The organism is uncultured Microbacterium sp., assembly GCF_963521695.1.
Taxonomy (GTDB): domain Bacteria; phylum Actinomycetota; class Actinomycetes; order Actinomycetales; family Microbacteriaceae; genus Microbacterium.
On record NZ_CAUQWC010000001.1, the window covers coordinates 1 to 24,601 of the forward strand.

Annotated in this window: 20 protein-coding genes and 1 pseudogene; 5 read left to right on the forward strand and 16 right to left on the reverse strand. The window is 67.2% G+C overall.

Annotation, left to right across the window (positions count from 1 at the left end; genetic code table 11):
* From RWP81_RS00005 to RWP81_RS00040, 8 genes are all read right to left on the reverse strand, one after another.
* Positions 1-198, reverse strand: a 198-nt coding sequence (locus tag RWP81_RS00005) for a hypothetical protein (RefSeq protein WP_314451005.1), incomplete at its 3' end; no start/stop codon positions are given.
* Positions 195-1,133, reverse strand: a complete 939-nt coding sequence (locus tag RWP81_RS00010) for an anchored repeat-type ABC transporter permease subunit (protein WP_314451065.1) — start codon at positions 1,131-1,133, stop codon at positions 195-197. The genes RWP81_RS00005 and RWP81_RS00010, both read right to left, overlap by 4 nt.
* A gap of 5 nt (positions 1,134-1,138) precedes the next feature.
* Positions 1,139-1,888, reverse strand: a complete 750-nt coding sequence (locus RWP81_RS00015) for an anchored repeat-type ABC transporter ATP-binding subunit (RefSeq protein WP_314451007.1) — start codon at positions 1,886-1,888, stop codon at positions 1,139-1,141.
* On the reverse strand, positions 1,885-2,928 hold the full coding sequence (locus tag RWP81_RS00020; protein ID WP_314451009.1) for a choice-of-anchor M domain-containing protein: 1,044 nt from the start codon (positions 2,926-2,928) through the stop codon (positions 1,885-1,887). Before RWP81_RS00020 ends, RWP81_RS00015 begins: the two co-directional genes overlap by 4 nt.
* A gap of 52 nt (positions 2,929-2,980) precedes the next feature.
* The gene (locus RWP81_RS00025; protein WP_314451011.1) at positions 2,981-4,549 is read right to left on the reverse strand and encodes an anchored repeat ABC transporter, substrate-binding protein; all 1,569 of its coding nucleotides are present in this window, start codon (positions 4,547-4,549) and stop codon (positions 2,981-2,983) included.
* Positions 4,546-4,953, reverse strand: a complete 408-nt coding sequence (locus RWP81_RS00030) for a hypothetical protein (protein ID WP_314451013.1) — start codon at positions 4,951-4,953, stop codon at positions 4,546-4,548. Before RWP81_RS00030 ends, RWP81_RS00025 begins: the two co-directional genes overlap by 4 nt.
* Positions 4,950-9,512, reverse strand: coding sequence for a TIGR03773 family transporter-associated surface protein (locus tag RWP81_RS00035; protein ID WP_314451015.1), 4,563 nt, complete (start codon positions 9,510-9,512; stop codon positions 4,950-4,952). Before RWP81_RS00035 ends, RWP81_RS00030 begins: the two co-directional genes overlap by 4 nt.
* 110 nt (positions 9,513-9,622) lie before the next feature.
* A complete protein-coding gene (locus RWP81_RS00040) occupies positions 9,623-10,312 on the reverse strand; it encodes a hypothetical protein (protein ID WP_314451017.1) in 690 nt (229 codons plus the stop codon).
* 1,434 nt (positions 10,313-11,746) lie between these two features.
* Between RWP81_RS00040 and RWP81_RS00045 the strand changes: the two genes are divergently transcribed.
* Entirely contained in the window at positions 11,747-12,070 is a 324-nt protein-coding gene (locus RWP81_RS00045) for a metalloregulator ArsR/SmtB family transcription factor (protein ID WP_314451019.1), read from the forward strand.
* Positions 12,071-12,158: 88 nt separating this feature from the next.
* A complete protein-coding gene (locus RWP81_RS00050) occupies positions 12,159-12,353 on the forward strand; it encodes a zinc transporter permease (protein ID WP_314451021.1) in 195 nt (64 codons plus the stop codon).
* A 75-nt stretch (positions 12,354-12,428) separates the two neighbouring features.
* Here the strand turns inward: RWP81_RS00050 and RWP81_RS00055 are convergent, their stop codons facing one another.
* Genes RWP81_RS00055 through RWP81_RS00080 form a run of 6 tightly spaced genes read right to left on the reverse strand, consistent with a single transcriptional unit; the run spans position 12,429 to position 20,070 of the window.
* Positions 12,429-13,661, reverse strand: a complete 1,233-nt coding sequence (locus tag RWP81_RS00055) for an MFS transporter (protein ID WP_314451023.1) — start codon at positions 13,659-13,661, stop codon at positions 12,429-12,431.
* The gene (locus RWP81_RS00060) at positions 13,658-15,133 is read right to left on the reverse strand and encodes an ABC transporter ATP-binding protein (RefSeq protein WP_314451024.1); all 1,476 of its coding nucleotides are present in this window, start codon (positions 15,131-15,133) and stop codon (positions 13,658-13,660) included. The genes RWP81_RS00055 and RWP81_RS00060 overlap by 4 nt, the downstream gene beginning before the upstream one ends.
* Complete coding sequence (locus RWP81_RS00065; protein WP_314451025.1) at positions 15,130-15,900, reverse strand: energy-coupling factor transporter transmembrane component T; 771 nt, start codon at positions 15,898-15,900, stop codon at positions 15,130-15,132. The genes RWP81_RS00060 and RWP81_RS00065 overlap by 4 nt, the downstream gene beginning before the upstream one ends.
* A complete protein-coding gene (locus tag RWP81_RS00070) occupies positions 15,897-16,541 on the reverse strand; it encodes an MptD family putative ECF transporter S component (protein WP_314451026.1) in 645 nt (214 codons plus the stop codon). The genes RWP81_RS00065 and RWP81_RS00070 overlap by 4 nt, the downstream gene beginning before the upstream one ends.
* Entirely contained in the window at positions 16,538-18,313 is a 1,776-nt protein-coding gene (locus tag RWP81_RS00075) for an ABC transporter ATP-binding protein (RefSeq protein WP_314451028.1), read from the reverse strand. The genes RWP81_RS00070 and RWP81_RS00075 overlap by 4 nt, the downstream gene beginning before the upstream one ends.
* Positions 18,310-20,070, reverse strand: a complete 1,761-nt coding sequence (locus tag RWP81_RS00080; RefSeq protein WP_314451029.1) for an ABC transporter ATP-binding protein — start codon at positions 20,068-20,070, stop codon at positions 18,310-18,312. Before RWP81_RS00080 ends, RWP81_RS00075 begins: the two co-directional genes overlap by 4 nt.
* A gap of 148 nt (positions 20,071-20,218) precedes the next feature.
* Here RWP81_RS00080 and RWP81_RS00085 point away from each other — a divergent pair, with 148 nt between their 5' ends.
* Positions 20,219-20,938 (forward strand): helix-turn-helix transcriptional regulator, encoded by a 720-nt coding sequence (locus RWP81_RS00085; RefSeq protein WP_314451030.1) that lies wholly within the window; start codon positions 20,219-20,221, stop codon positions 20,936-20,938.
* Positions 20,939-20,980: 42 nt separating this feature from the next.
* On the opposite strand, the gene RWP81_RS00090 is transcribed toward RWP81_RS00085, so the two are convergent.
* Positions 20,981-21,223 carry a hypothetical protein gene (locus tag RWP81_RS00090; RefSeq protein WP_314451032.1) on the reverse strand — a complete coding sequence of 81 codons (243 nt, stop codon included), beginning with the start codon at positions 21,221-21,223 and terminating at the stop codon, positions 20,981-20,983.
* A gap of 246 nt (positions 21,224-21,469) precedes the next feature.
* On the opposite strand from RWP81_RS00090, the gene RWP81_RS00095 reads away from it, so the two are divergent.
* Together RWP81_RS00095 and RWP81_RS00100 are read left to right on the forward strand one after the other, a co-directional pair.
* Positions 21,470-21,967, forward strand: a complete 498-nt coding sequence (locus RWP81_RS00095) for a hypothetical protein (RefSeq protein ID WP_314451033.1) — start codon at positions 21,470-21,472, stop codon at positions 21,965-21,967.
* Positions 21,968-22,406: 439 nt separating this feature from the next.
* A complete protein-coding gene (locus RWP81_RS00100) occupies positions 22,407-22,652 on the forward strand; it encodes a hypothetical protein (protein WP_314451034.1) in 246 nt (81 codons plus the stop codon).
* Between the two features lie 409 nt (positions 22,653-23,061).
* On the opposite strand, the pseudogene RWP81_RS00105 reads toward RWP81_RS00100, so the two are convergent.
* Positions 23,062-24,223 (reverse strand): annotated as a pseudogene (locus tag RWP81_RS00105) (IS3 family transposase).
* Positions 24,224-24,601 lie beyond the last annotated feature (378 nt).

Genomic DNA, 24,601 nt, shown 5'->3' on the forward strand with positions numbered 1-24,601 from the left:
GGCATCGGCCGGGGGTGTGAGGGCTGCCGCGGCCAGAGCGCCGACGCCGAGAACGGCCAGAGCGATCGTCGCGGCCGGCAGCGCCCACCGTACCCACGACGAGCGCGGGGCGACATCGCTTGTCGGCTCGGCGACGGGAGAGGCGATCGTAGCGTCAAAGGTCTCGCGCCGGCGGTTGTCGGGGGTGTGGTCGGTCATGACAGGGCTCCGGTGTTCTCAGGTTCGGGGGCGGTCTCGGCGTCGAGCTCGGCGGTGTCGAACCGGCCAGCTGCGGCGGGGCGTCGGCGGTGCCAGGTCTTCGCGATGAGCCCGTTGCGGGGGGCGAAGAACCAGGCGAGTAGGAACGCGGCGGTCAGGACGAGGACGATCGTGCCGCCGGTCGGGAAGTCCCCCGACCACGAGATGTAGAGGCCGATCAGGGCGGAGACGCAGCCGATGATCGGGGCGAGCAGCATCATGATCTCGAGCCGGTCGGTTAGCAGCCTGGCCGTCGCGGCCGGGGTGATCAGCAGGGCCAGGACGAGGATGTTTCCGATGGTCTGCACGCTGATGACCACGGCGAGGGTGACGAGTACGTAGAGCACGAGGTCGAGCCAGAACACCTTGACGCCCATCGCACGGGCGGACTCCCGATCGAGGCTGATAGTGACGAACTCCTTGTGCAGCAGGAAAATCACCGCGAGCACGAGCACGCCGGCGCCCCCGACGATGTAGAGGTCGGAGTCCGGGATGCCGGTGATGGAGCCGAACAGGAACTGCTGAAGGCTTCCGGCGTAGCCGGGGGCTTGGGAGATGACGACGATGCCGAGGGCGAACGCGGCGACGAAGAACACACCGATGATGGAGTCCTCCTTCAGCCTGCGGTTCTGGGAGAACACCGCGACGAGGACGGCGGTGAGGACCCCGGCGATCGTGCCGCCGATGACGAGGTTCCCGCCGACGACGAACGCGACGGCAAGTCCTGGGAACACGGCGTGGGCGACGGCGTCGCCGATGAAGGCCATGCCGCGCAGCACGACGAAGGTGCCGACGACGCCGCAGACGATGGACGACATGACCGCGACGGCGAGGGCCTTCGGGAGGAAAGCTAGGTCGGGGTTGAGCAGGTCGGTGAGGAAGTCGATCGGGTTCACGGGGGTCACGCAGCTTTCAGGATGCGCAGCAGGGCGGAGTCGGGGCCGACGCCGAAGGTCGCCATCCACAGCGCGGGGTCGGCGGCGAGCTGCGCGGGCGTGCCGGTGGCGATGATCGTGCTGTTGAGTAGCGCGATCCGGTCGCAGCCGTCCAGCGCCGACATCAGGTCGTGGGTTGTCATGAGCACGGCACGCCCTTCACGGGCGAGGTCGGCGAACAGTGAAGAGAGCAGCTCCTGGGTGGGCATATCCAGGCCGGTGAACGGCTCGTCCAGCAGCAGCACGGCGGGTTGCGCGGCGAGGGCGCGGGCGACGAGGACGCGCTGGCGCTGCCCGCCGGAGAGCTGCCCGACGGGCCGGTCGGCAAGGTCGCTCATCCGCACTCGCTTGAGGGCGTCGGCGACGGCCTCCCATTGTGCGACGCCGGGACGACGAAATATGCCGAGCCTTCCGGTCAGGCCGGTCATGACGACGTTCGCGACGGAGATGGGGAACTCCCACGCGAACTCGTGACGTTGCGGGACGTAGCCGATCGGGGTGCGACCGGGTTTGGACGTGCGGCCCTCCACGAGCACTCGGCCGGTGGCCGGTGTGAGGAGGCCGAGGATCGTGCGCAGCAGGGTGGTCTTCCCGGCCCCGTTGGGGCCGATCAGGCCCACGAGCTCGCCGCGGTCGACGGCAAGGTCCGTGCCGGTGAGCACGAGCCTGCCTCCGAGCTCGACGGACACGTTTTCGATCGCCAGCGCCGGCGTCATCGTGCGTCCTCGGACACGCGGTCCCGATCACGGTCGCCGCCCTCGGCGCGGGAGGCGAGGGCGCGCTGCTTGGCGCGTTTACCCCGCACGATCACGACGACCAGCCCGACGACCAGGGCGACGGCGACCAGGCCGATCGCGCCGATCAGGATGGGTACGAGCGGGTCGCCGGCTGGCTCCGGCGCGGCGGTCGCCCGGCCATCCAGCGTCATATCCTCGGCATCCGCGCCTTCGCCGGGGGCCGCCGCGGCCGCACCGGCCCAGGTCGCGGCGAGCGCATCGGCCGGGGACGTGTCAGTGCCGACCGCGAAGCGGATGAGCTGCGTGTTAGAGACGGTCGAGCCGTCCACGAGATCGGCGGTCGCCTCCAGCTGGAGTAGGTAGACACCCGGCTCGGTGAAGACCCAGTTCGCGTGCGTGTGCGTGTTGACGTCGACCCAGATTGGCTGCGCGTCGGGAACGCGGGAGTCCCACAGCAGCTGCGGCTCCCCGAACGATCCCGACTGCAGGTAGGTAGTCACGGTGCCGGGCCCCTGCGCGCCGGTGAGGGACAGGGTGACGCCGCGGTCGATGGTCTGCATGACCTCGGGGTCCTGCGTGTTCCAGCCCAGCCAGACGACCTCGGGGTTTTGCGTCTGCGGCACCACCCACACGGTCGCGCCGGGGTCGGCGCCGACGAAGACGTAGGCCGGGTCGTCCGGGACGGACAGCTCCGCCTGGTCGAGGACGTGGAAGACGGTCTCCTCGGGGTAGCGCCACACGCTCGTCGCGTTCGCGTCGGCCTTGGCGACGTCATCGTGGATGAGGAACGTCCACTGCCCGTCGTCGAACTTCGGCCCCATGTCGACGTGCCCGGCATCCAGTGTCCGATCGCCGTGGACGACGGCGAGGTCGCCGAGGGTCTGATCGAGGTTCGGATCGTCGTCACCGTCCTGGGCGAACGCGGCAGTGGGCGCGGTCAGCAGCGCCAACGCGAGGACGGCGACCCCGGCGCGCACGGCGCCGGCGGCTCGCCTGCGGGGTCGGGTAGGGATCGTCATCGAGGGCTGCTTTCTCATCGGTTCGGTCAGAGGGTCGCGGGGTCCGGCGTGCTCATCCGCTGAGGCAATCGCGGAGGGAGTCGGCGTTGAAGCGCATCATGTCGACGTAGCTCGGCACCCGGTCATCCAAAGCGTCGCCGTAAATGCGGCACACCTGAACGTGCTGCTCGGCAGCGAGCTCGGTGAGCACGTTCGCGCGGGCGATGTGGTTGGGTTCGAGGAACACCGCGGGGATGCGCAGCGTCCGTAGCGTCTCGGACAGCTTGCGGCGATCCGCGAGCGACGGCTCGGTCGCCGGGTTCGGGGTCACGAAGCCGGCGATCTGGACGTGGTAGGCGTGCGCGAGGTAGCCGAAGGCGTCGTGCGTCGTGATGAGGTAACGGTTCGCCTCGGGGATCGTCGCGATCTGTTCGCGCACGTAATCGTCAACGACCTTCAACTCGGCAAGGTAGGCGGCGGCGTTCGCGGTGTACTCGCGGGCGCCGGCGGGGTCGGCGCCGATCAGGGTGTCGCGGATGAGCTGGACGTAGGCCATGCCGTTGCGCACGTCCTGCCACAGGTGCGGGTCGATTTCGCCGTGGACGTGCTTGCCGAGCACCGCCTGCGGCAGTTGGTAGATCTGCGTGCCGGCGCGGCCGAGAAAGGAGAACTGTGACCCGCCGGGGATCTCGGACAGCGCCTTGGACGGCACGTCGATCACGACCTGCTCCGGCGCGTAGGCGATCTGGGTGTGCTCGCCGCCGCCCTGCGGGTCGTAGCGGACCTCCAGCGCTCCGTCTTCGAGGTTCGCCGTCAGGTCCGCATGGCCCTGGTTCAGCACCACCGCGCCGGGTATCCTGGCGTCGGCGGGGTTGACGCCGACGGCGAAGGTGAATGTCGCCTGCCCGAGTTCCTGTGGGCGCGAGGTGTCGTCGATCTGCACGCGTGCGTCGAGCGTGATTGTGTAGACGCCCGGCTTGGTGAACGCCCATGACAGGTGTGTGTGCGCGTCGGCCGGCAACGACATGGTGTCGTCCCGGTAGCCGTTGGACGGGTCGAAGCCGTTGGCGGAGTCGAAGTACACGTCCGTGTCGCCGAACGTGCCCGTCAGGTAGGCGAACACGTCGCCCGGCCCGGTCACGTCAATTGCGGAGAGCAGCACCTCCGAAGTGCGGGTGGCCCCGTAGCGGGCGGCACCGTCGCCGTGCGCGCGCAGTCCGAGCCATACGGTGTCGAGGTTGACGTTCTCCACCAGCGGGATGATCTCAGCGGCGTACTTCACCGCTTCCTCGGCGAGGGACACGTTCACCGCGCCGGCCTGCAGGTTGGAGTCGAGCGTCTTGATGACGTTGTGCTCCTCCAGCAGCGCGTAGTTGGAGAACGCGACGTCCGCGTATACGACGTTGCGGGCATCCCGCAGCGTCGGCTCGTAGGTGTGCGGGTCCGCGCCGTCGGGCACGATCGAGGCAACGTCCACCCGGTCGCCGCCGACGTTCTGCACAAGATCGCGCAGCAGCCCCGTGGTCGTGATGACCTGGAGCCTGTCGCTGTCGGAGGGGAGCAGCGGCTTGCTCGCGCAGCCGGTCAGCGTCAGCACCGTCGCGGCGAGTGCGGCCGTGGCAGCGAGGAGGCGGCGGCTCATGGGCGTGCCCCCGCGTGCCGCACGACGCCAATCCGGTCGTCGCCGTCGGCCAGGTCCAATCCGGCCCGACGGAGCTCGTCGCGCAGCTCGTCAAGTGCGGGCGGCTCCCAGCTCGAGGCGAACGTCTCTTGGCGCAGGGTACGGTCGCCGTCGAGCACGAGATACTCGCTTTGTGCGGCCCCGTGGCGTGCCAGGTAGCGGTGCCGGCCGATCTGGGCGCCCTCCTCCACCGGGTCTGCCACCTCGTCGAGGGCGTCCGGGGCGGCGCCGGCGCCGACGTCGAGGACGGTCGCGCTCCCATCGAGGTCGCCGACAGCCGATGCCAGGGCGGGCCGCAGCCCGCCCCAGACATCGGTCATGAACAGGTCATGGAACTCGCCCATGCCCTCGTATGAGTCGCTCACAACGGAAGGTCGCCCCTCCGTCGCCGCCACCACAGCACCCCGGTTCCCACCGCTCCCACGATCAAAAGAGCTCCGAGGATCGACAGCAGCAGCGGGACCGGGTTACCGGCTTCGAGTGCCGCGAACGGTGACAGCGCGGCCGGTGAGTCGCCGTCCGTGGTGTCGCGTCCGTCCGTAACCGTTGCGGCGGCGACCCTGGCGGCCTCCGCCTGCGCCTGCTGGGCTGCCTTCGCGGCGTCGGTCAGCTCGGCTGTCCCGGTGCGGATCGCGTTGGAAATCACACCGCACCCGTTTCCGGTGCTGATCGCGGTGGTTGGGTTGACGTCTCCTACGGCAATTGTGAGGGTTTCGGTGTCCGACGATGCTTGCCCGCCTGGCAGTGTCACGGTTTGGGTGAACCGCAGCCGGTAGATGCCTTCCGCGCTGAATGCCCAGTTCGCGTGGGCGTGGACGCCGAGCGGGATGCGGAACGACCCGGGCCCATCGAAGTACACCTGCTGAACCCCGCCGAAGGAACTGGCCGTGTACACCTTCACCGTGCCCGGCCCATCCACGCTGTCCAGGGACCAGTTCACGCTGGAGGACGCGTTCCCGGCGTTGAGGAGTTCTGTGGACCACCCCAACCAGATCAGGTCCGGGTTCTGGGTCTGCGGGTTCTGCCAAATAATGGTTCCGGCAGGTCCCACCTGACCGTATCCGGTCGGCAGTGTCTGCTTCGATGCGGGCTTGAGCCACAGCACCGTCGAGGCGGGGTCGCGGTATACACGGGTGCCGGTGGAATCGTCCCCGATGAGGGATTCGAGCTTTCCGCCGACCAGTTGCGCGTTCCAGTCCAGGTGTCCCGCACCGATCACGGCAACATTGGTCGGAGTGCACTGCGTTGCAGCGGCGGGGACCGCTCCCCCGTCGCCCCGGCCACCTCCCGGTGAGGGCGGGGTCGTGGCTGGCGGCGCAACCACGGTGAACACGTCCCAGCCGACGAGTTCGCCGGAGGCTTTCTTGATGACCAGCTTGTGCGAGCCCTCCGGCAGGTCTGCGGGGAGGCGCAGCTGGGCGGTTCCGGCTGCGTTCACCAGCGCCCATCCGGTCCATACGGGTGCGGCACCGGTGGAGTGCACCCAGACCGACACCCACGAGCCGAGCGGTGCGGCACCGGTCTTCACGGTGACGAGCTGCCCGGCCAGGAAACCCTGGGTGTCACCGAGCACCTGCACGCCGCCACTTGTGGCATCGGTGAGTTGCGACTCCGGCACTGCCGTCGTGTCGGGGGTAGAGGGTTGCCCGTTGTCGGTGAAGCAGGTGGCAGGGTCGATCTTCTTTACCGACACCTTCCCGACCGCCACGGCGAGAGTGAACGTGTCCGTAGGGGTGGATCCGTCGGGCAGAGTCGTGGATCGGGTGAACCCGAGGCAGTAGGTGCCCTCGGCGGAGAACGCCCAGTCGCCGTGCACGTGGGAGTGCTTTGGGATCGTGATCTTGTCCGCCGCGGTGATGCCGTCGCGGGTGTTCATCAGCACGTCGACGCTACCGAGAGATGACCCGCCCTTCGACAGGGAGAACTCCCCCGGACCCGATACCCGATCCAACCGCCAGTCCACCCCCGTGGTCGTCGCGGTCAGCGGGATCGATTCCGTCGACCAGCCCGGCCATACCAGACCCTCCTGCTGCGTCTCGGTCACCAGCCACACCGGCGCCCCCGCCGCACCGAGGAACCGGTATTTCTCCTCCGCGGGGACCACCGTCTCAGAACCTGGGAGCAGCTGCATCACCACCTCGGCCGGGTCATGCCACGACGCTCCATACCGGGTCGCGTTCGCCACCCCCTCGACGGTGGTGTCCTTCACCTGGGTGTCGAACACCCCACCGTCCAGGGTCGATGCCACATCGAGATGCCCGTCGTTGAGGATCACGGCACCCGAATCCGTCCGCGACCAGTTCGGGACATCCCACACAGGCGCCTCGGGCTCCGGCCCCGGGTCGGTTCCGCCACCGGGGACAGGGACCTCATCCGCACGCGTCGGGGTCGCGCCCTGCGCACACGTCTTATCCAACGCGCCATGCTCCGCACCACGCCAAACAGGGCCGGTGAATGCGCTGTCCTTACCATGCGCCTTCCACAACGGGTCGTACCCGTTCGGATCGAGCGGACCATCCACCACCATCGTCAACGTGTGCGCATCCTTCACCACAGCACCCGCCGCGGTGGTCGCCGACCACGACATGTCCAGGCAATACACCCCCGGACGGGTGAAGAGGAAGGAAGCGCGACGCGTGTTGCCTGTCACGCCCGCCGACAGGTGTTGCTTGAGCGTGCCCGTCGCAGTGTCGAAGCCTTGATTGGCGTACTCGCCGATGTTCATCCAGGACACCTGGCCGGGGCCGCGGGCACCCTCGAGTGTCCATTGCACCTGTCCTTTGAGTGCGTCAGCGGGTATCCCGAGGGTGTCCCACCCGGTCACGATCTCCGAACGGTACACGCCCCCATCGATGGTTTCGGGGGCACTGAGGACGATGACGTCGTCGACCTTGTGGGAGAGAGCCGGGCGTTGCCAGCGCGGCGCATCACGGTCCAGGGTCACACGCAGGTCCCCGTCCCGCAGCGCGACACCGATGCGTGCCCGTCCGTCGTCCCACACCGCCGGGGTGGTATCGGTGGAGGGGGTGAGCTGCTGCACGGGCGGGGTGGGGTAGGTCAGCGTGCGTCCGCACGGGGCGACCGTGGACGAGTCGTCGTTCGAACCCACCACATGCGTCAGGAACCCGTGCGCCTCTTTCGGGGTCCCATTCGGGAGGACGGTGCTGACGCTCATCGCCATGCAATACACACCCGGAGCGGTGAACGACCAGTTGAAGTGCGCATGGATCCCCTGCCCGAACGCAGTCGCGGAGGGGAGTCCTTGCTTTGTACTCAGCAGGGGCGCGAGAGCTCCGTTCTGCGGTCCGTCCTGCCAGAGAACGACGTCACCGGGGGCTGCGCCACCGTCAGCGCCCATGACGGCGTCTAAGCGGAAGACGAACGGATGCCGAGGAGGAAGGCCATCGAGAGAGGGAGACTGCGTCGCCATCCCGATCCATGATCCGGCGCCCCCACCTTGCCTGTTGCGCCACACCGTCGCCCCTGGCGGGGCGATGAAACTGTAGTCCGCGTCGGGGGTGTTCACCTCGGGCAGCGTCTCTTTTAGCACGTCCCGTTGCGGGATGACGAGATCGTTCCACTCCACGGGCTTGTCAAGACCATCCACGCGTGCACGAAGCGCCAGCGCCTGTCCACCGCCTGGTGTCGAATCCAGTTCCGGATACAACACGTCGGCATGAATATCGCCCAGGACGAGCCAATCGCCTGCAGTGCCGCCTCCGTCCGGGTGGATGAGGGGAAAATCGATGCCGGTGTCCGACGCACCGGGCGTCGTCAGATCCTCCGTACTGGGCCGCTGCAGCCCCGCCCCCTGCGGGGCGAGGTCGACGGTGGGCTCGTACCCATCGGGGGCGCGGTCGAGCACGACCACGTAGCTCTCCCCCGCCGCGAGGGGGGCGCGTTCGGAGAATCGGTACGCGCCCGTCGCGTCGGTCGTTGCGGTCACCTGCCGGCCGTCTGCGCCGATGACGGGCGTTTCGGACGGAGTGCGAAGGGAGAGGGTGAGGTCGGGGAGGGGCTGCTCGAACGGATCCCGGGTGCCGCTTCGGTTCGCGTCGACGTAGACCGCCCCACCCACAGTGACGCCAGACACTTTCGCGAACCCGAAGTCAAGGCTGAGATCCGTCGCGCCCTCCTCCGTCAACGGCACGTTGCCGTTGCGGGTGAAACCGCCGTATTCGTCGGCGACTTGCCCGGACGTGGCGAGGTACCCCCCGGGCGGGTTGGTCAGGTACGCGGCGTATGAGGCTCCCTCATCCAGGTACGGCAAGGTGTCAAACCGGTAGGAACCATCGTCCTCGGTGACCGCCTCGAGGAACTGTCCAGGATTGCCCGGGTCTTCCACGGTGTAGCCATCGCTGTGGACCGCCCGGAGGGTCAACCCGCTGAAGCCCGGCTCCCCCGCGTCGCGGATGCCGTCGCGGTCGGTGTCATCCCACACCGCGCCCCCGAACACCACAGCCCCCCGCTCCGGAGGAATGACCGTCAACGCGAAGTCCACCGCGTCATCGACCGCGCCCACGGTGGTCAAGTCGTTCGTCGTGCCGAGCCAATAGCTGTTGTCGGGCAGCAGCGCGCCTCCGTTGCCCTGGTAGCCCGCCGGCATGCTCAGCATCGCCACGGCGTACTGGTACTCAGCGAAGGGAAGCGGCGGGACCTGCCAGGAGTACTTCCCCTCCGCGTCGGTGGTGATCGTCCACGGCTGCGACGGATCCGAAGGGTCGGGAACAGGAGTCTCGGTGGCGTCCATGATCTGCAACGCGGCACCGGGGAAGACCGGCTCGCCCTCGTCGAAGACGCCGTTGGCGTTGGCGTCGTCGAACACGCGTCCCGCAACGGTGACCGTGCCCTCCGCGGCATGGGCGGCTCCAGGCACGATGAAGGAACTCACCGCGATCACGGCCACGAGAGCACCACTGATCATCCGAGAACGTGAACCCACCACACACCTTTTTCATAAGTCGTCACACCGGCGACGGTTCGAACGGTAAGCGGGTGGGAGGACACCGTCAGAGTCCTCCCACCCGGCCGGTTCTACGGCTGGACGCGGATCTTCACGGGGCTGATCGAACCTTGCACCGCGGTAGACCCGGCCTTGTAGACGTTGAACCCGAGGGTGAAGTCCGCCCCGGACTGCGGGCCCTGGAACGTCCACTCACCGTGCACGTGGCTGAGCTTGCCGGCCGTGCCCGGCTTCCACACCGTCACCCGGCTCGTGCTGGTGTTCGCGCTGCTGGTGGAGCCGGTTGCCGTCCCATCCGGGTTCGCCTCACCCGTGATCGAGGCGTTGCCAGAGTTCGTGCCTGATGCCTTCAGCACGTCCACCGAAATGGAAGCCGGGCAGCCGCTACCGGTGGCGGAGGCGTACTGGAACCCGATGAAGGGGATGTCTTCCTCGTAAATCTCGTTGCTCGAGACGCGGTACGCGCCACTGCTGTAAGTGATTGCCGCTGCGGGGGCAGCGGAGTCGTCGTAGAGGAAGCTGTGGGTGCCAATCTGGCTGGGCGGGATGTGCCCACCGTCCTCGCGGTAGGTGTCGATGGTGAGCGCCCCGGAGTCGCACGAGACCGACACGATGTCGGTGTGGCCGGCGGTGAAGGTGGCCGCGTTCGCAGCGGAGGCACCCATGCCCAGGGTCAGAACGGACAGGCCCGCGACTGCGGCCACACCCAGGAAGGTGCGGGAGCGACGGGTGTCCGGGCGATCGGTGAGAACAGAACTCATGAGATGTACTTCTTCCTTGCAGATTTGTGGAGTGCGACAACGTCGCGAAGAGTGAGAAGCGGAGGCCGACGGTCGACGCTGGCCGGAGCACCACAACCCCGTCCCGCATCCGCTCCGTGCCAGGACAAGGCGCGGTGGCGGTCAGCAGGACGGGCGCAACATTCGGTCGGAATACACGAAGTGCGCGCGACGCCACCCCGTGTGCTGCGCCCTCATGGGCACCCACCCCGCGCGGCATCCGAATCCGTAGAGGGGAACGGATGCCACGGTCGATACCGCGTCGGTCCCCCACCCGCACCGGGGCGCGCCGCCCACCAGAAGGTATCCGCGGCCGTGCAGATGGGGAGAGCGAGCGTCGGGTTGCGCGACGAATAGAGAGGGGACAACGGCGACGGCGGTGTGCGTCATGCTTGTCCCCCCGTCTCCGAAAACCGAGTCGTCGAAAGCCGCGCGTGCGCGTCACGACGGATCCTATTGAGAATGATTATCACTTGACAATCATTTGCATTTTGATGGAGAGGGACAGCCCTGTCAAATCTCGACAGGAGCCACACCCATGTCTTCACACTGGAGGATGCCGCGATTCGCCCGCTGAGACGGATACGGCGAGCGCGCCGCGCTGAGATACGGCGGGCTTCAGTCGGAAGCGTTCCGAGAGGCAACATCGCGGCCCTCGGGGCTTGGTGACGGAGCACGCAGGTCGATACCGTAAGGCGCGGGAACTCGATGATCACTTCGAGCACAATCGCGGCAGAGACGACCAGCCCCTCGGACAGAGCGACGGTGGTGATGGCGAGCATGAGGGGCGCGTTGCGGGCCGACGTGGTCGTCGTCAGCAGGGCATGGGTGGGCCCATCAAGACGGAGTGCCCGCCCAACGACCTCACCCACGGCAGACATGACGACAAGTAACAGGAAGACAACCCAAAAGTGCCACCGAACGCAACGGGATTGGTCAGGATCGTGTCGACGTGAGCTGGAAAGAGGCCCAGGATCACGACGGCGATCACAATTGTCACGGTCCAGTCAGCCGCTCGCGTGAGCCGTTCCCGCAGGGCCGGCGGAGGTCCAACCACAGCAGGACGGACAGATCGAGGGCGGCGCCCGCGGCCACGGCGAACTACGCCCACAGCATCGGATAGATCACATCGAGCGTTGGAGCCGCCTACTGAGCCGTGAACAGCGCCAGCCAGGCCGGGCGGAGCAGAAGCCGAACCGCCATCAGGAGGGGGATGAGTGCCACCCCGTGGCCAAAAGCCTCAAGCTACGCGGGTGAACCCGAGCAACCCGCCCGGGCAGGGCGAAACCATAGCTCGCCGCCCTCAACCGCGACGCGGCTGAGGGTATCAGCGCGGAGGCTAGCGCGAGCGTAGAGAAAGCTTCTCAGCTACATAAATGTATAGACATTCGCTTATGCATGCTGTGAGATGGAGCCATGCACCAACCAGTGGGCCTGGATGCCACGGCGGATCTGTTCAAGGTCCTTGGGTCGTCCTCGCGCCTGCTACTTCTTCGCCTGCTGGCATCCGAGCCCTCCGGGGTCGGTGTCCTCGCCGAGCGCAGTGAAATGTCCCAGCCCCTTGTCTCGCAGCATCTGCGAACGCTGAGACAGGCCGGCATCGTCACCGTGACACGTAGGGGCCGCGAGGCTCTTTACCAGCTCGCCGACCACCACATCACGCACGTCATCGACGATGCAATTGCCCATGTTCTCGAAGAGAAAGCCCTCGACCAAGGAGAGACTGATGAGCACGACTGAGATCCACGCGGAGCACACCATCGCCGAGTATTAGCACGGCACCGACTGCGGACACGAGGCCGTTCAGCACGACGGTCACATCGACTACGTGCACGGAACCCACCACCACGCGGTCCACGGCGATCACTACGACGAGCATGAGAGCGTCGCAGAGCACACCGTTGCAGACCACGCCCACGCTTCGGACTGCGGTCACGAGGCCGTCCCGCACGACGACCACGTCGACTACGTGCACGACGGGCACAAGCACGCCGCCCACGGCGAGCACTACTACGAGCACTGAGCCAACGTCGCGGGTCGCATGCTGACGAACAGGGGCTGGCGGGGTACCGTCGGCCAATCTTCGCATGGGCCGGCATCAAGCGGGTGAACTCTTCACTCGGCGAAACCGCGGATGGATCATCACGAACGCCGCGACGATCGCCATGATTGCGGCACCGACGATGACAGGGAGCGGACCCCACACGCCATAGAGCACGGTGGCGGCCGTCGGTGCGATGACGAACGTCAGGCCGTTAGTCGCCCCGGTGAGCCCCGCCAGTGCGCCCTGCTCCTCCCGTCGCAGGAGCAGTGATGGCCCGGCGGTGTAGCCCGGGCTGGCAATCCCGAGGCCGAGACCGATCAGCAGAATCGCCGCGACCAGAGGAACGGCCCCCAGGTCGGGAATCAGCACGGCGAAGCCGAGGAGAGCGACGATGCTCCCGACGCGTAGGAGCGTTCCTGGCGACCAGCCGCTGCGCGGCACGATGACCGCCTGCGCGACGATGAGACCAAGTCCCGCCGCAAGCAGGGCACCGCCAGTCACCACCCCGGTCATCGCGGAGTCGAGTCCGAGCCGGTCCTGCACGAGGAATCCGATCACCACCTGGATGAAGCCGAGCGCGGTGAACATCCCAAATCCGGCCACAAGGAACGGCCAGATCCGGGTGTCGCGTGGGCTGACGCGGGCGGGCACGGAGATGAGCTCGTGCCGTTCCTCCGGGCGCAGGCGGAATGCGATGATCACGAGACCTGCCCCGAGCAGGATCGGCACTACGATCAGCGGCGCCAAGAGGCCGAGCCCCGCGAGCGCGCCGCCGATGACCGCCCCGCCGATCATCGCCATCCCCTGCACGGCGCCGACGCCCGCCATGCCTTTGACGCGGGTGGCCTCGTCGGTCGTAACGTCGGCGATGTAGGCCTGCGCAGTGGGTGGGACGGCGGCGATCGCGGCACCGAAGCCGACGCCGCGAAGAACGAGGAAGAGCAAGAAAAGGACGGCTCCGGCAAGTGCGCCGGTCATCCCCAGCCAGGCGACGACGGTGAATAGCATCATGGCCACGGTCGCGATCGCGAAAGCTGTCACGAGCACAGGTTTGCGGCCCGCTGACTGCGAGCGACGCCCCCAGTACTGGCTCGTGAGCACGAGGGTGAGCGCGGCGGTGCTGATCGTGACGCCAACCTGCCACGCCGCGAGGCCCACCTCGCGGGCGAGCGGTGCGATGATCGGATTCAGGGTCATCTGGCCGAGGTAGACCAGGAAGACCGCCCCGAGGACGAGGGGGATCTGCGGCTTGCGCTCACTCTGCCGGGTGGTCGATGACGTCGTCATGTCAACTCCTTCACGGATGCGGGCGTCGGTAGGGAGACGGTCGCTGAGTACGGCGTCACGAGGGACAGCTGCCGGTCCGCGGCGAGGGCGAGCAGATCCTCGTCGTGGCTGATGAGCAGCACCACTGCGCCGTCGGCGGCGACGCGACGGATCTGTTCGGCGATCGACTGCAGGTGTCGGCGGTCGACGCCCGACGACGGCTCGTCGAACACAACGATGCGTCGGCCCGCGACCCGCACGGCTGCCACGACAAGACGCTGCTGCTGACCGCCGGACAGTGACAGCGGGTGACGCTCGGCGAGATGGTCGAGATCGAGGGAGGCGAGAACCGCGTCGGCGTCGGTCGCAACCACATCGGCGCCCGCGAGGGCGATCTCCGCCGAGACCGTCTCGGTGAACAGCTGACGCTGCACGTCCTGCATGACGACGGCGCTCGCGCGCTGTCGCGCGCGCAGGGAGAGGGCGGCGCCGTCGAGGCGCACGCTCCCCACGCTGCGCTGCAAGCCGGTGACGATGCGGGCGAGGGTCGATTTCCCCGCCCCGTTCGCGCCGCGGATAGCCGTGACCTCCCCCGCCGCGAAGGCGGCGCGGTCGAAGTCGATCACCCTGCGGCCACCGAGTGTGCAGCGGATGCCCTCGAGCACCAGTGCCGCACCGGGCACCGACGCGGCGGGCGATGCAGCACTCGCACCGACCGCGGCGATCTCGGGCAGCGTTGCAGGCTTGACGACACCGCGCAGACCCTCGGCCGCGAGCGTCTCCTCGGAGATCTGGCGGAACTCATCGTGGGTCCAGACGACGTCGATCGCGCCGTCGCGCATCACGACGACGCGGTCGAGCACGTCCTGCAGGTAGCGCAGGCGATGCTCGGCGACGACGATGGTCATGCCGGCGGCCTTGAGCGCGGCGAGCGTGGCGGCGAGACGGGCAATGGCATCGACCGACAGGTTCGACGACGGTTCATCGAGGAGTAGCACTCGCGGCTCGTGCGCCGCGGCCGATGCGATCGCGACCTGCTGCTGCTGGCCGCCCGACAGGGCCTGCAACGACTGTCCGAGCGGCACAAACGCAGCGAGGCCGTCCAGAGCGTCTGCGACGCGCTCGCGGGTGTGCTCACGCTCGTACCCGAGATTTTCCATCGCGAACGCTACTTCGTCGCGGGCGGAGTCCGTGAAAAACTGCCGGCGCGGGTGCTGCAGCACCGTGCCCGTGACGGCGCCGAGCGCGTCGAGCTCAACGGCGGTCGTCACGAGACCCGCAACCGTGACGGTTCCGGTCAGCACTCCTTCGTCGTGGAACTGCGGCACCAGTCCGTTGAGCAGCCGCAGCGCGGTCGACTTCCCGGAGCCCGAGGCTCCGCACAGCACGACGACTTCGCCCTCGCCGACAGTCAGGTTGAGACCTCGCAGCGAGGGCCGCTCCGCGTGCGGGTAGGTCCACTCGACGTCCTCGACACGGATGACAGGGGTCATGAGAGGCCCTTCGATAGCAGGATGATGGCGGCGAGGGCGGCGGTGAGCAGAATCACGAGAAGGTCGCCGAGCCCGAAGCGAGGCGGCACGAGCGGCACCGGCGTGCGATGCGAGCCGAGACCGCGCAGGATCGCCGCCGCCGACAGGTCCTCACTCGCCCGCAGGCTCGCGGCGATCATCGGAACGACGAATCGTTCGACGGATCGCAGCGGATGCCGCGCTACACCGCGCGCGCCGAGCAGGCCACGCAGTCGCATGGCGTCAAGGACGGCGCGCGCTTCGTTGGCGACCACCGGGAAGAAGCGCACCATGACGCCGACTGTCACGGCGATCGGGCGGGGCACCCGCCACGCGCGGAGGGAGGCGCTCAGACGTGTCGGAGTGGTGGTGGCGACCAGGTGAGCGCCGATGGCCGCGACGAGAACGAAGCGGAGCATGTAGGAGGCCCCGACGCCAGTGGTCGCCGTAACCGCGTTCGGCCACACGATCGGCAGCCAGAACCCGAGAGCTGCCAGCACACCGACGGCGACGAGCAGAGTGAGGGCGCGGCGCCACGCGCGCTCCCAGATGGTGAGAGCAAGGCCCACGACGAACGCCGCCGGCATCCACCTCACACCGTCCACCTGCATAACCGCAACGCTCGTCGCAACCAGGAGCAGGATGGCCGTGCGAGGGTCGAGCCCCGGGGTCGGGCGCGAACGTGCAATGTCGACGCCGACGGCGTGCATGCCCGTGCGGCGAGTGCCGTCGACGTCGACTCGGGTCATGCCAGGCCGGCCTTGCGGAAGTGCTTCGCGAGCAGGCGGGTGCCCAGCAGACCGCCGAGGAACCCGCACACCACGGTCGCGAAGAACATGAGCAGGATCGTCGGCACCGTCACGAGCTCGCGGAACACCCGGGCGTAGTCCTCGCCGTAGGCTTCGAGGCCGTAGTTCGCGAGGTATCCCGCGGGGTCGATCAGGAACGGCACCCACGGTCCGATGAACCAGGCGGAGAACACCGTGTAGGTCCAGATGGCCGCCCACGTGCTGCGGTAGTTTCCCGCAGCCATGATGAACTCGCCCACGAGTGAGACCACCACGATGAGAAGCGCGGACTGCCAGGGGTGACCGATGACCAGGTCGAGGCCGGCCAGCGCGACACCCATGAGGGTCGCCATCCCCGCGTGACGCACACGGGTGAGGAAGAGCATGTACGGGATGCCGGCCACGATTGGCGTGAGGGGAAGCGTGGCGATCATCACTACGGGGCTGATGACGCCGAGCATCGCCATGGCGAACACGACGACGAAGTAGATGACGGCAAAGATTGCGACGTTGACGATGTCGCGGGCGGTGAAGCGCAGCGACCGCTGAGCGGGTGCAGGTGCAGGTGCAGGTGCAGCCTTGGCGTCGGTGGGCTGGGTCATTGGGGTTCCTTTCGTGTGGGGTGCGCCGGATGCGCGGGGAAGTCGGTGTCGGCGAGCTGCCAGCCAGCGGCATCCACTCGTTCCCGCCAGTAGTCGGCGTAGGTACCGTCCGCGGCGAGCAGCTCGGCGTGGGTGCCGGTTTCGCGGATGCCGCCCTCGCCGTCGAGCATGATGATGCGGTCCGCGGTCATGATCGTCTGCAGGCGATGCGCGACGACGATCATGGTTCGCCCCATGCGCGAATGGTCGATCGCATCGCCGATAGCGATTTCGTTGCCGATGTCGAGCGCGGATGTCGCTTCGTCCAACAGCACGATCGGTGCATCCTTGAGGAGCGCCCGCGCGATAGACACGCGCTGTCGTTCGCCGCCGGAGAGGTTCGAGCCCCCTTCGCCGACGCGCGCGTCCCAGCCGCCGGGAAGTCGTCCGGCGATCTGGTCCACACGTGCACGCCTCGCCGCTGCGACGACCTCCTCACGGGAAGTGTCCGGGTTGCCGATCCAGATGTTGTTTAGGATCGTGTCGTCGAACAGGTACACGTCCTGGAACACCGGGGCCACGGCGTTCTCGACCACCGCGGTGCCGAGTTCTGGAAGGGGTACGCCCCCGATCGACACGGAGCCGACCTCGGGGTCGTAGAAGCGGGCGATGAGCTTGGTGATGGTCGTCTTACCCGATCCGGAAGGACCGACGATCGCTGTCATGCGGCCGGCCGGGGCGGTGAAACTCAGTCCGCGGAGCACCGCCGAGCCGCCGTAGCCGAAGGTGACGTCGCGGAACTCTACGCTCCAGTCTTCGGGAACGGCCGGGGCGGCCGGCTCGGGCAGCGGCTCGACGGTGTACAGCGCGTCGAGCTGGTCGAGCGTGGTGCGGGCCACGGCCACGCCGCCGCCGAGATCGCCGGCGTTCATGATCGGCTCGTTGAAGCGGATGCCGAGGACGAGCAGCGCGATGAGCGTCGCCGGCTCGACCAATCCTCCGATGGCGAGGAACGTCCCGAGGACCAAGACGACTGTCATCGACAGCTGCACGAGCCCCGCGAAGGTGGCGATGCCGGCCCCGCCGCCGAAGAGCAGTCGACGGTAGGCGTGGTGCTGGTTCTCGAGCGCCTCCGAAACGAGCCGGTCGGCGACCGATCCGTCTCCCGCGGTGCGAAGCGTCGGCTGGACCCGGGCGAACTCGATGACACGGCTCGACGCTTCCGACACGGCCTCGGCGTGAACTTTGTCGCCACGGCCGATCGCGGTGTGGACCATGCGATAGCCAACGGCGAGGACGGGGACCATCACCGTCATCGCCGCGGCGAGCCGCCAGTCTAAGAAGTACATCCCGACGAGGACCGTCGCGGGGGTGACGAAACCGGTCAGGATCGGCCGCAGCACAGCGTACGGGGCGGTGGAGACGAACATCGCGCCCTGCGTCGCGATGCTCGTCGTGAGACCTGTGCGGTCTGTGGTGAACCAGGCGATCGGCAGGTCGACGAGACGATCCCCCAGGCACTCGAGGAGAGACTCCAGGACGGCGGTGCTGGCCTCCATGCCGACCTGGCTCGCGACCCACGCCGTCGCGAAATACAGCGCCGCGACGATGGCCTCGACGAGCAGCCACCCGCCGACGGCATCCGTCTTCGCCGTGAACAGCGAGCTCAGCAGCGGAACGAGCAGCAGGAACGCGACTCCCTGGAGGATCGCGGATGCCGCGACAAAAGCGAGCTCGATCAGGACGAGTCTGCGCGCTCGCGCCGACGAATAGTGCAGCAGGCGGCGGATCATCGCGCCGCTCCTTCCGGCAGGGTGCGGGCGTGGTTGGACTGGTACTCCGCCCACATGCGGGCGAATCGGCCGTTCGCCGCCACCAGCTCGGCGTGGGTGCCTCGCTCGACGATGCGCCCCGCGTCGAGCACGAGGATCTGATCGGCGCCCGTAATCGTGTGAAGCCGGTGCGCGATCACGAGCACCGTGCGATCGGCGGCCAGCGTGCTGAGCGCCTTCTGGATCGCTGCCTCGGAATCCGGATCCGCGAACGCGGTGGCCTCGTCGAGCACAAGCACGGGGGCGTCGGCGAGCAGGGCACGCGCGATCGTCACACGCTGCGCTTCGCCGCCCGAAAGATTGGCGTCGTCGCCGAGGACCGCGTCGTAGCCGCGCTCGAAGCGGAGGATCCGATCGTGGATCTGCGCCGCGCGCGCCGCCTGCTCGACCTCGGCATCTGTCGCGTCGGGACGGCTGAGCCGGATGTTCTCGCGCAGGCTCGCGCGGAGCACCTGCACGTCTTGGAAGACGAACCCGACATCGCGGTAGAGCTCGCGCGAGCGGAGGTCGCGCACGTCGACGTCGCCGATCGCGACGCGTCCGGCGTCGACGTCGTAGTACCGCGGGACCAGCTTCGCGAACGTCGACTTGCCCGAGCCCGAGGTGCCGACCAGGGCGGTCACCGTGCCCGGCGCGCACGCGGCGGCGACGTCGTGGAGCACGCGGTGTTCTCCGTCGTAGCTGAACGACACGTCGTCGAACGCGACGTCTGCTCCCTCGGTTGTCTGTGGAGCGGGGGGCTGTGAGACGGGCGGCAGGGCGAAGAAGGCTGACAGCGCGCGCCGAGCCTTGGAGGCGTTGCGCAGGAACTGTCCCGACGCCCCCAGCTTCATGAACGGGGCTGTGAGTCCGAGTCCCAGCACCACACCCGGGAGGATGTCGATCGGTGCGGCGAGTCCGGCGCTCACGAGCCACGCGCCGGCGCAGAGCAGGATCAGCAGTGCCGTCACCGGGGAGCAGATGAGCTCGATGACGGTGAACGCGATCGCCGTCTCACGGGTCCACTCGCCGACGAAGTGCACGTAGCGCTTCGTCGCATCCCGGTATCGACGGTGGCTGCGACCGAGTTGCCCGAACCGCTTGACGACAGCGATCCCCTGGACGAACTCGACCGTCGCCCCCGACAGCGACTGCGTGGCCTCGTCGTACTGCTGGTACTTCTCGCCCGCGCCGCGCATCATCAGCGGGTAGCACACCGCGACTCCCAGCAGCGACAGGAGGGCAGCTAATGCCATCTGCCACTGCGTCGCGAAAAGGTACACCAGGCTGACGACCGGAACAGTCACCGCGGTCAGCCCATCCTGGATGGAGTGCGCCACCAACTGATGGAGTGCGGTCACGTCGCTCTCGACGAGCTTGCGGACACTGCCCGAACTGCGTCGGCCGAACCAGCCCAGCGGCAACTGCTGGAGGTGCCGGATAATCCGTCTGCGCAGCGAGATCTGCAGCTCGGCATCTGCGAGGTGGCTCACGAGGCCGGAGAGGAACGCGCAGCCGACCGCCACGACGAGCGCGGCGACGGCGACGATGACGACTGTCCACGCGCGAGCCTCGTCGATCGGCTCGCCGGATGCCGCAGGCAGGAGGATCCGCGCGAGCTCGACGATCGCGATGAACGGAACGACGCCGCTCGCCGCGCCGATGACGCTGAGCGCGGCGATGCCAGCGAGGCTGCCGCGCACGGGCGCAAAGAAATCTGTGGGCGAATCGTCGGTCATGGGGCTCGCATTCCAGCTTGTTGAGAACACTTCTCATCATCATAGAACAGTGTTCAAATGGGTGCACGTCCATTAGTAAGGGCAGCCTTACTTGCTGTCAACCTCGGCGCGTCGGCGAGACTGGGTGTCGAACTCGAAAGGCGCCATGATGGACAACCAGACGACCGCGTTCCACGTCGGTATGACGGCGGACGCGGTCATCGACGCCGCCGCCGAGCTGACGCGCGATTCGCACCTGTGGGGCTGGTCGATCCGGGATCTCGCCCGACGCCTCGACGTCTCACCCTCCGTGATCTACCACCACGTCGGAGGCCGCGACCGGCTCGCGCGTGGAGTCGTCGAGCGCGTCGTCGACGGATTGAGCGTTCCGCCGCCTGAGAGTCCGTGGGACAAGTGGTTCTGCACCTTCCTCATCTCTGCCTACGGTCCGGTCACGGCCTACCCCGGTGTGGCGAAATGGCTCCTGCTACACGGACCGACCTTCCGCACGACCCTCGATGTGATCGACACCGGCACCGCACTGCTGCGGCGCGCAGGATTCGGAGACGACGCCGGATTCGCATATGCGGCTCTCCTCAACAATGCGATGCTCACCATCTCGATCGGCGACGACCGGCTGGTCCACGAGGACGACGGCCCCCGCGATCACGCGACGATGATGGACGAGTTCGCCCGGACGGCAGTGGGCCGGCCCGGCGTCGAAGTGCTCACGGCATCCCTTCTCACACCCTTCGCCGAGGGCGGGAGCGGCGCGGAACGACTGCGCGAACGCTACTTCCGATTCGTCGTCGACACCACGATCGCCGGGCTCGCAACGCTGCTCGACATTCCGGCCGCCACTGTGAACGCTGGGACAAGTCAGTCCTGAGCAACCGTCTTCAGAGGAAAGAAGGTGAGTTGCAGCACGCCTTCATCGTCCGCGCGACGGGCGCTGATGCTGTAAGAGAGAGCGATGAGGTCGGGTTTGCAGGATCTCATCAGGTGTTCCGCTGGCGACCGCGCGACCTTGGTCGAGGAGGACGAGCTCGTCGGGGTACCTGCCGACGAGGTTCAAGTCGTGCAGCGCTACAAGCGTTGTCAGCGGCAGGCTGCGCACGAGTGCGAGGATCTTGTGCTGGTAGAGGATGTCGAGATGGCTTTTCGCGATGTCCACCGGTCGCAGCTCAAGCCTCCCTACGGGCTCGCGACGCTACGTGCCTGGCGCTGATGCTACGGCTGGGGAAGCGCAGCGGGAGCATCAGCACGTTGTTGTTGCACTTGCGGACCTTACGTTGCATTAGTCCCGTTTTTTGGTGCATTGGGTGGAGCGAAACGCCACCCCACCATGTTTTTCCAAGCAGTCGCATGGGTACCCGACAATGACCCGCAGCGACCGTGGTAGAAAGCCGCTGACCTCTCCATGGAATGGTTATGGGAGCGAAGTGACGAGGAGGGCGACGAGCCCCTGCTTGTCACGAACATGCTCCAAAACGGGCGCAGTGTCCGGGGCCTGAGCGAGATCGCGGGCCAAGGTGAACATGTAACACCGCATGGCAAGAAGTGCTTCAACGCTGGCCCCGTGCTCGCACACGCGCCCGATGCGCGGGCGCTGGACTTCGCCCTCATCCTCGAGCACGGGTACTCGCTCGCTGTCTTAGAAAGCGCACGGTCTTGCCTCGCTGAGTGGGCGGCAGGGGCGGACGCGATCAACCTCACCGACGGCCAGGCAAGTCGGAGCAGCTTTTTCGGCGACGTGAAGAAGGACCTCGACCGGGCTGTCTCCTTCGGCGGCAACAATGGCTGGAGCGGCTCCGATGCGGCCGCTTCGCACGTCATGTCCCAGCGCCTATCAGACAGAGGCTCCCGCCGTCTGCGCGAGCTGCTCAGACGCGCCCGACACACCTTCCACGCCTTCTGAAGGAAGCTTTTGTTTCATCAGCCGACGATCAAAAGTCCGTCGATTCAACCCGGCTCGGGCATTCTTGCATGCGGCACCGTGCATAGCTCGTGACCGCTGATCAGGTGACCGTCGTAAACGCCCAGATCGGTTTATGCGATCTCGCGTGGATCGGTTCCCAACCCCTAGCAAGTCCACATGCGGCGCCCGGTCCGCGTCTACCTGTTGGATCGGGGAGGACCGTAGGTTTGAATATTCCCATTGTCCTCCCCTCTCGGTCGACCTTATACACCTCTGTTCCCAAAATTCGACAACGGTGGTCGGCCGCCCCGTGGCAGGCGCGTTGGAGACCGAGCACAGCCCGAACCAGCTAGCTGAGGCGGCGTCTGCGCAACGTCGCTGGACACGCTTGAGCCACGCCGACCGTGCCCGAGTGGTTGAACGGTACGAGGCGGGGGAGATGTCCACGGACCTCGCTGTCGAGTTCGGAGTTGCTAAGACCACGATTCTCGCGATCCTGCGCGAAGCGAATGTCGTGCGACGTCGGCAGTCCCTGACGCGAGAACAGGTCGCGGAAGCCACCTTGCTGTACGAATCAGGGAAATCCCTATCCCAGGTGGCAGCGAAGATGGCGCTCAAGCAGGACACGATTCGGCTCGCCCTGAAGGCGGCGGGTGTGAAGCTTCGGCCGCGGACGGGAGGTTAGCTTTTCTCCGGATTCTTCTCCTTCTCGATCTCGTACATAGCGTGCTCCAGGAGTGCCCTTGCGAGGCGTTCGTAATCGATCTCCGGTCGAGCCAGCGCCTGTAGCGGATAGTTCCCCCTCTGCGCTTACCTCGCGTTCCTGTTCGAATCGCAGCAGCAGGAGGGTTCTGCTTCCGCGCGAGCGCTGCGCTCATGACTTTCTCGAGTTGGGAGAAGGCGCGACCTGCTTGCTGAGGCAGGCTTGGCTCCTGCGCGGTTGCGCCTATGCGGAGCGCGATGGCTTGGTCGTCACTCAGGTCTTTGCTCATGGCGTAAAATCGATGCAGGTCTCGCTGAGCGAAGGTAGGCAACTCCGCCAGCTGCCCCCAATGCTGCTCGGGTCTGCTGCACGGGTAGGTGACAGTGGGTAGTCAGGCCGCGAGGGCCAGGGTCTTGGTCATCATGATCTCGAACTCGACAGCGGTCAGACGGCCGAGACGGTCTTGGCGGCGTCGACGATGGGGGGTGCGCTCTTTACAGGTGACGATGTCGATGCGGAGCTCTTCGCCAGTGGTCCCGGAGCGCCGGTTGAGGACGTTCTTCTGTAGCAGCGAGAAGAATTTTTCCATCGCGGTGTTGTCCCCGGCGGCGCCGACTCTGCCCATCGACCCGACCATGCCGTGGTGCGTGAGAGCGCGCAGGGCCTTCCGGGAACGGAACTGGCTGCCCCTGTCGGAATGGACGATGCAACCGGCGAAGTCGCCGCCGAGCGCGGCCGCGTTGTTGAGCGCGTTCACGACCAGGCGGGACTTCATCCGGGAGTTGATGGAGTGCCCGACGATCTCGCTCGAGAACACGTCCCTCACGGCGCGGAGATGGAGCTTGCCCTCGGCGGTGGGGTGCTCGGTGATGTCGGTCAGCCAGAGTCGGTTCGGGGCGTCCGCGGTGAACACCCGCTGGACGAGGTCGTCGTGGACGGGAGGGCCGTCCTTCTTCCCCTTCCCGCGGGCCTTGCGCTTGCCGAACGCTGCCCACCAGCCGTTTTCCGCCGCCGATCCGCCACGCCGTCCGATCCGCCATGCCCTGACCGGCGTCGCGGGCCTAATCGGCGAGGATCCGGTGCCCGAACTCGGGATCGTCGCGGTGCGCGTCGAAGAGCGCGTTCGCGCGGTACGCCTCCACCAACTCCGCTCGCGTGATGGGCTGGTTCAGCCACCGTTAGTACGGCTGGCGGGAGCTTGAGGACCCGGCACGCCACCGTGACAGGGATCCCGTCACAGGCCAACTCTTTCACGAGCGGGTAGAGCCTTTTCCCGGCAGATGCGCCTGCGACAGATACGCCGTCGCCCGGCGCAGCACCTCGACGTCCTGCTCGAGCAGCCGGTTGCGCTGGCGCAACTCGCGAAGCTCGGCGTCGCGGTCGCTGGGCGACGGCGAGCCCGTCTCGGAGGCGGTCTTTTCGGCACGCGATCGGGCGAGCCACTTCGTGAGGGTCATCGGGTGAACACCGAAGTCGGCTGCGATCCGCTCAATCGTCACACCGGGCTCAAGGTTCTCCGCGACGCGCACCACGTCATCACGGTACTCCTTCAGATAGGGCTAGGGCACGATGGCATCCTTCCAGGCCTACCCCTCGGGGCAAGCCAGATTAGATGTCACCTACCCGTGCAGCAGACCCTACCTCTGAACAAGCCCCACCACATCGGCGTTGCTCGAAAAATCACCAAGCGCTGTGTTCGCGAGATTCGCAGCCACCTCAAATACCTCGTTATTGAGGTCGACAAAGGTAGTCCACCCCCTCGCTGGGGGATGCTCAGTCCATCTCGTCGCCGTCCCGAATGCTCTTCGTCCGAGACCGCTTCGTCAACGTGCAGGGTGCACAGCGACCCCGTGACGACATGACGCAGGCCGTCGGAGCCAGACGACACCGAGGGCCGACAGAGTCCTTACCGTCTGACACGACTATTTGAG

Coding starts and splice junctions, on each gene's coding strand:
- RWP81_RS00015 (WP_314451007.1), bottom strand. CDS start 1,888: ATGACGCCGGCGCTGGCGATCGAAAACGTGTCCGTCGAGCTCGGAGGC.
- RWP81_RS00020 (WP_314451009.1), bottom strand. CDS start 2,928: ATGACGATCCCTACCCGACCCCGCAGGCGAGCCGCCGGCGCCGTGCGC.
- RWP81_RS00025 (WP_314451011.1), bottom strand. CDS start 4,549: ATGAGCCGCCGCCTCCTCGCTGCCACGGCCGCACTCGCCGCGACGGTG.
- RWP81_RS00035 (WP_314451015.1), bottom strand. CDS start 9,512: ATGATCAGTGGTGCTCTCGTGGCCGTGATCGCGGTGAGTTCCTTCATC.
- RWP81_RS00040 (WP_314451017.1), bottom strand. CDS start 10,312: ATGAGTTCTGTTCTCACCGATCGCCCGGACACCCGTCGCTCCCGCACC.
- RWP81_RS00045 (WP_314451019.1), top strand. CDS start 11,747: ATGCACCAACCAGTGGGCCTGGATGCCACGGCGGATCTGTTCAAGGTC.
- RWP81_RS00055 (WP_314451023.1), bottom strand. CDS start 13,661: ATGACGACGTCATCGACCACCCGGCAGAGTGAGCGCAAGCCGCAGATC.
- RWP81_RS00060 (WP_314451024.1), bottom strand. CDS start 15,133: ATGACCCCTGTCATCCGTGTCGAGGACGTCGAGTGGACCTACCCGCAC.
- RWP81_RS00065 (WP_314451025.1), bottom strand. CDS start 15,900: ATGACCCGAGTCGACGTCGACGGCACTCGCCGCACGGGCATGCACGCC.
- RWP81_RS00070 (WP_314451026.1), bottom strand. CDS start 16,541: ATGACCCAGCCCACCGACGCCAAGGCTGCACCTGCACCTGCACCTGCA.
- RWP81_RS00075 (WP_314451028.1), bottom strand. CDS start 18,313: ATGATCCGCCGCCTGCTGCACTATTCGTCGGCGCGAGCGCGCAGACTC.
- RWP81_RS00080 (WP_314451029.1), bottom strand. CDS start 20,070: ATGACCGACGATTCGCCCACAGATTTCTTTGCGCCCGTGCGCGGCAGC.
- RWP81_RS00085 (WP_314451030.1), top strand. CDS start 20,219: ATGGACAACCAGACGACCGCGTTCCACGTCGGTATGACGGCGGACGCG.
- RWP81_RS00095 (WP_314451033.1), top strand. CDS start 21,470: ATGGAATGGTTATGGGAGCGAAGTGACGAGGAGGGCGACGAGCCCCTG.
- RWP81_RS00100 (WP_314451034.1), top strand. CDS start 22,407: ATGTCCACGGACCTCGCTGTCGAGTTCGGAGTTGCTAAGACCACGATT.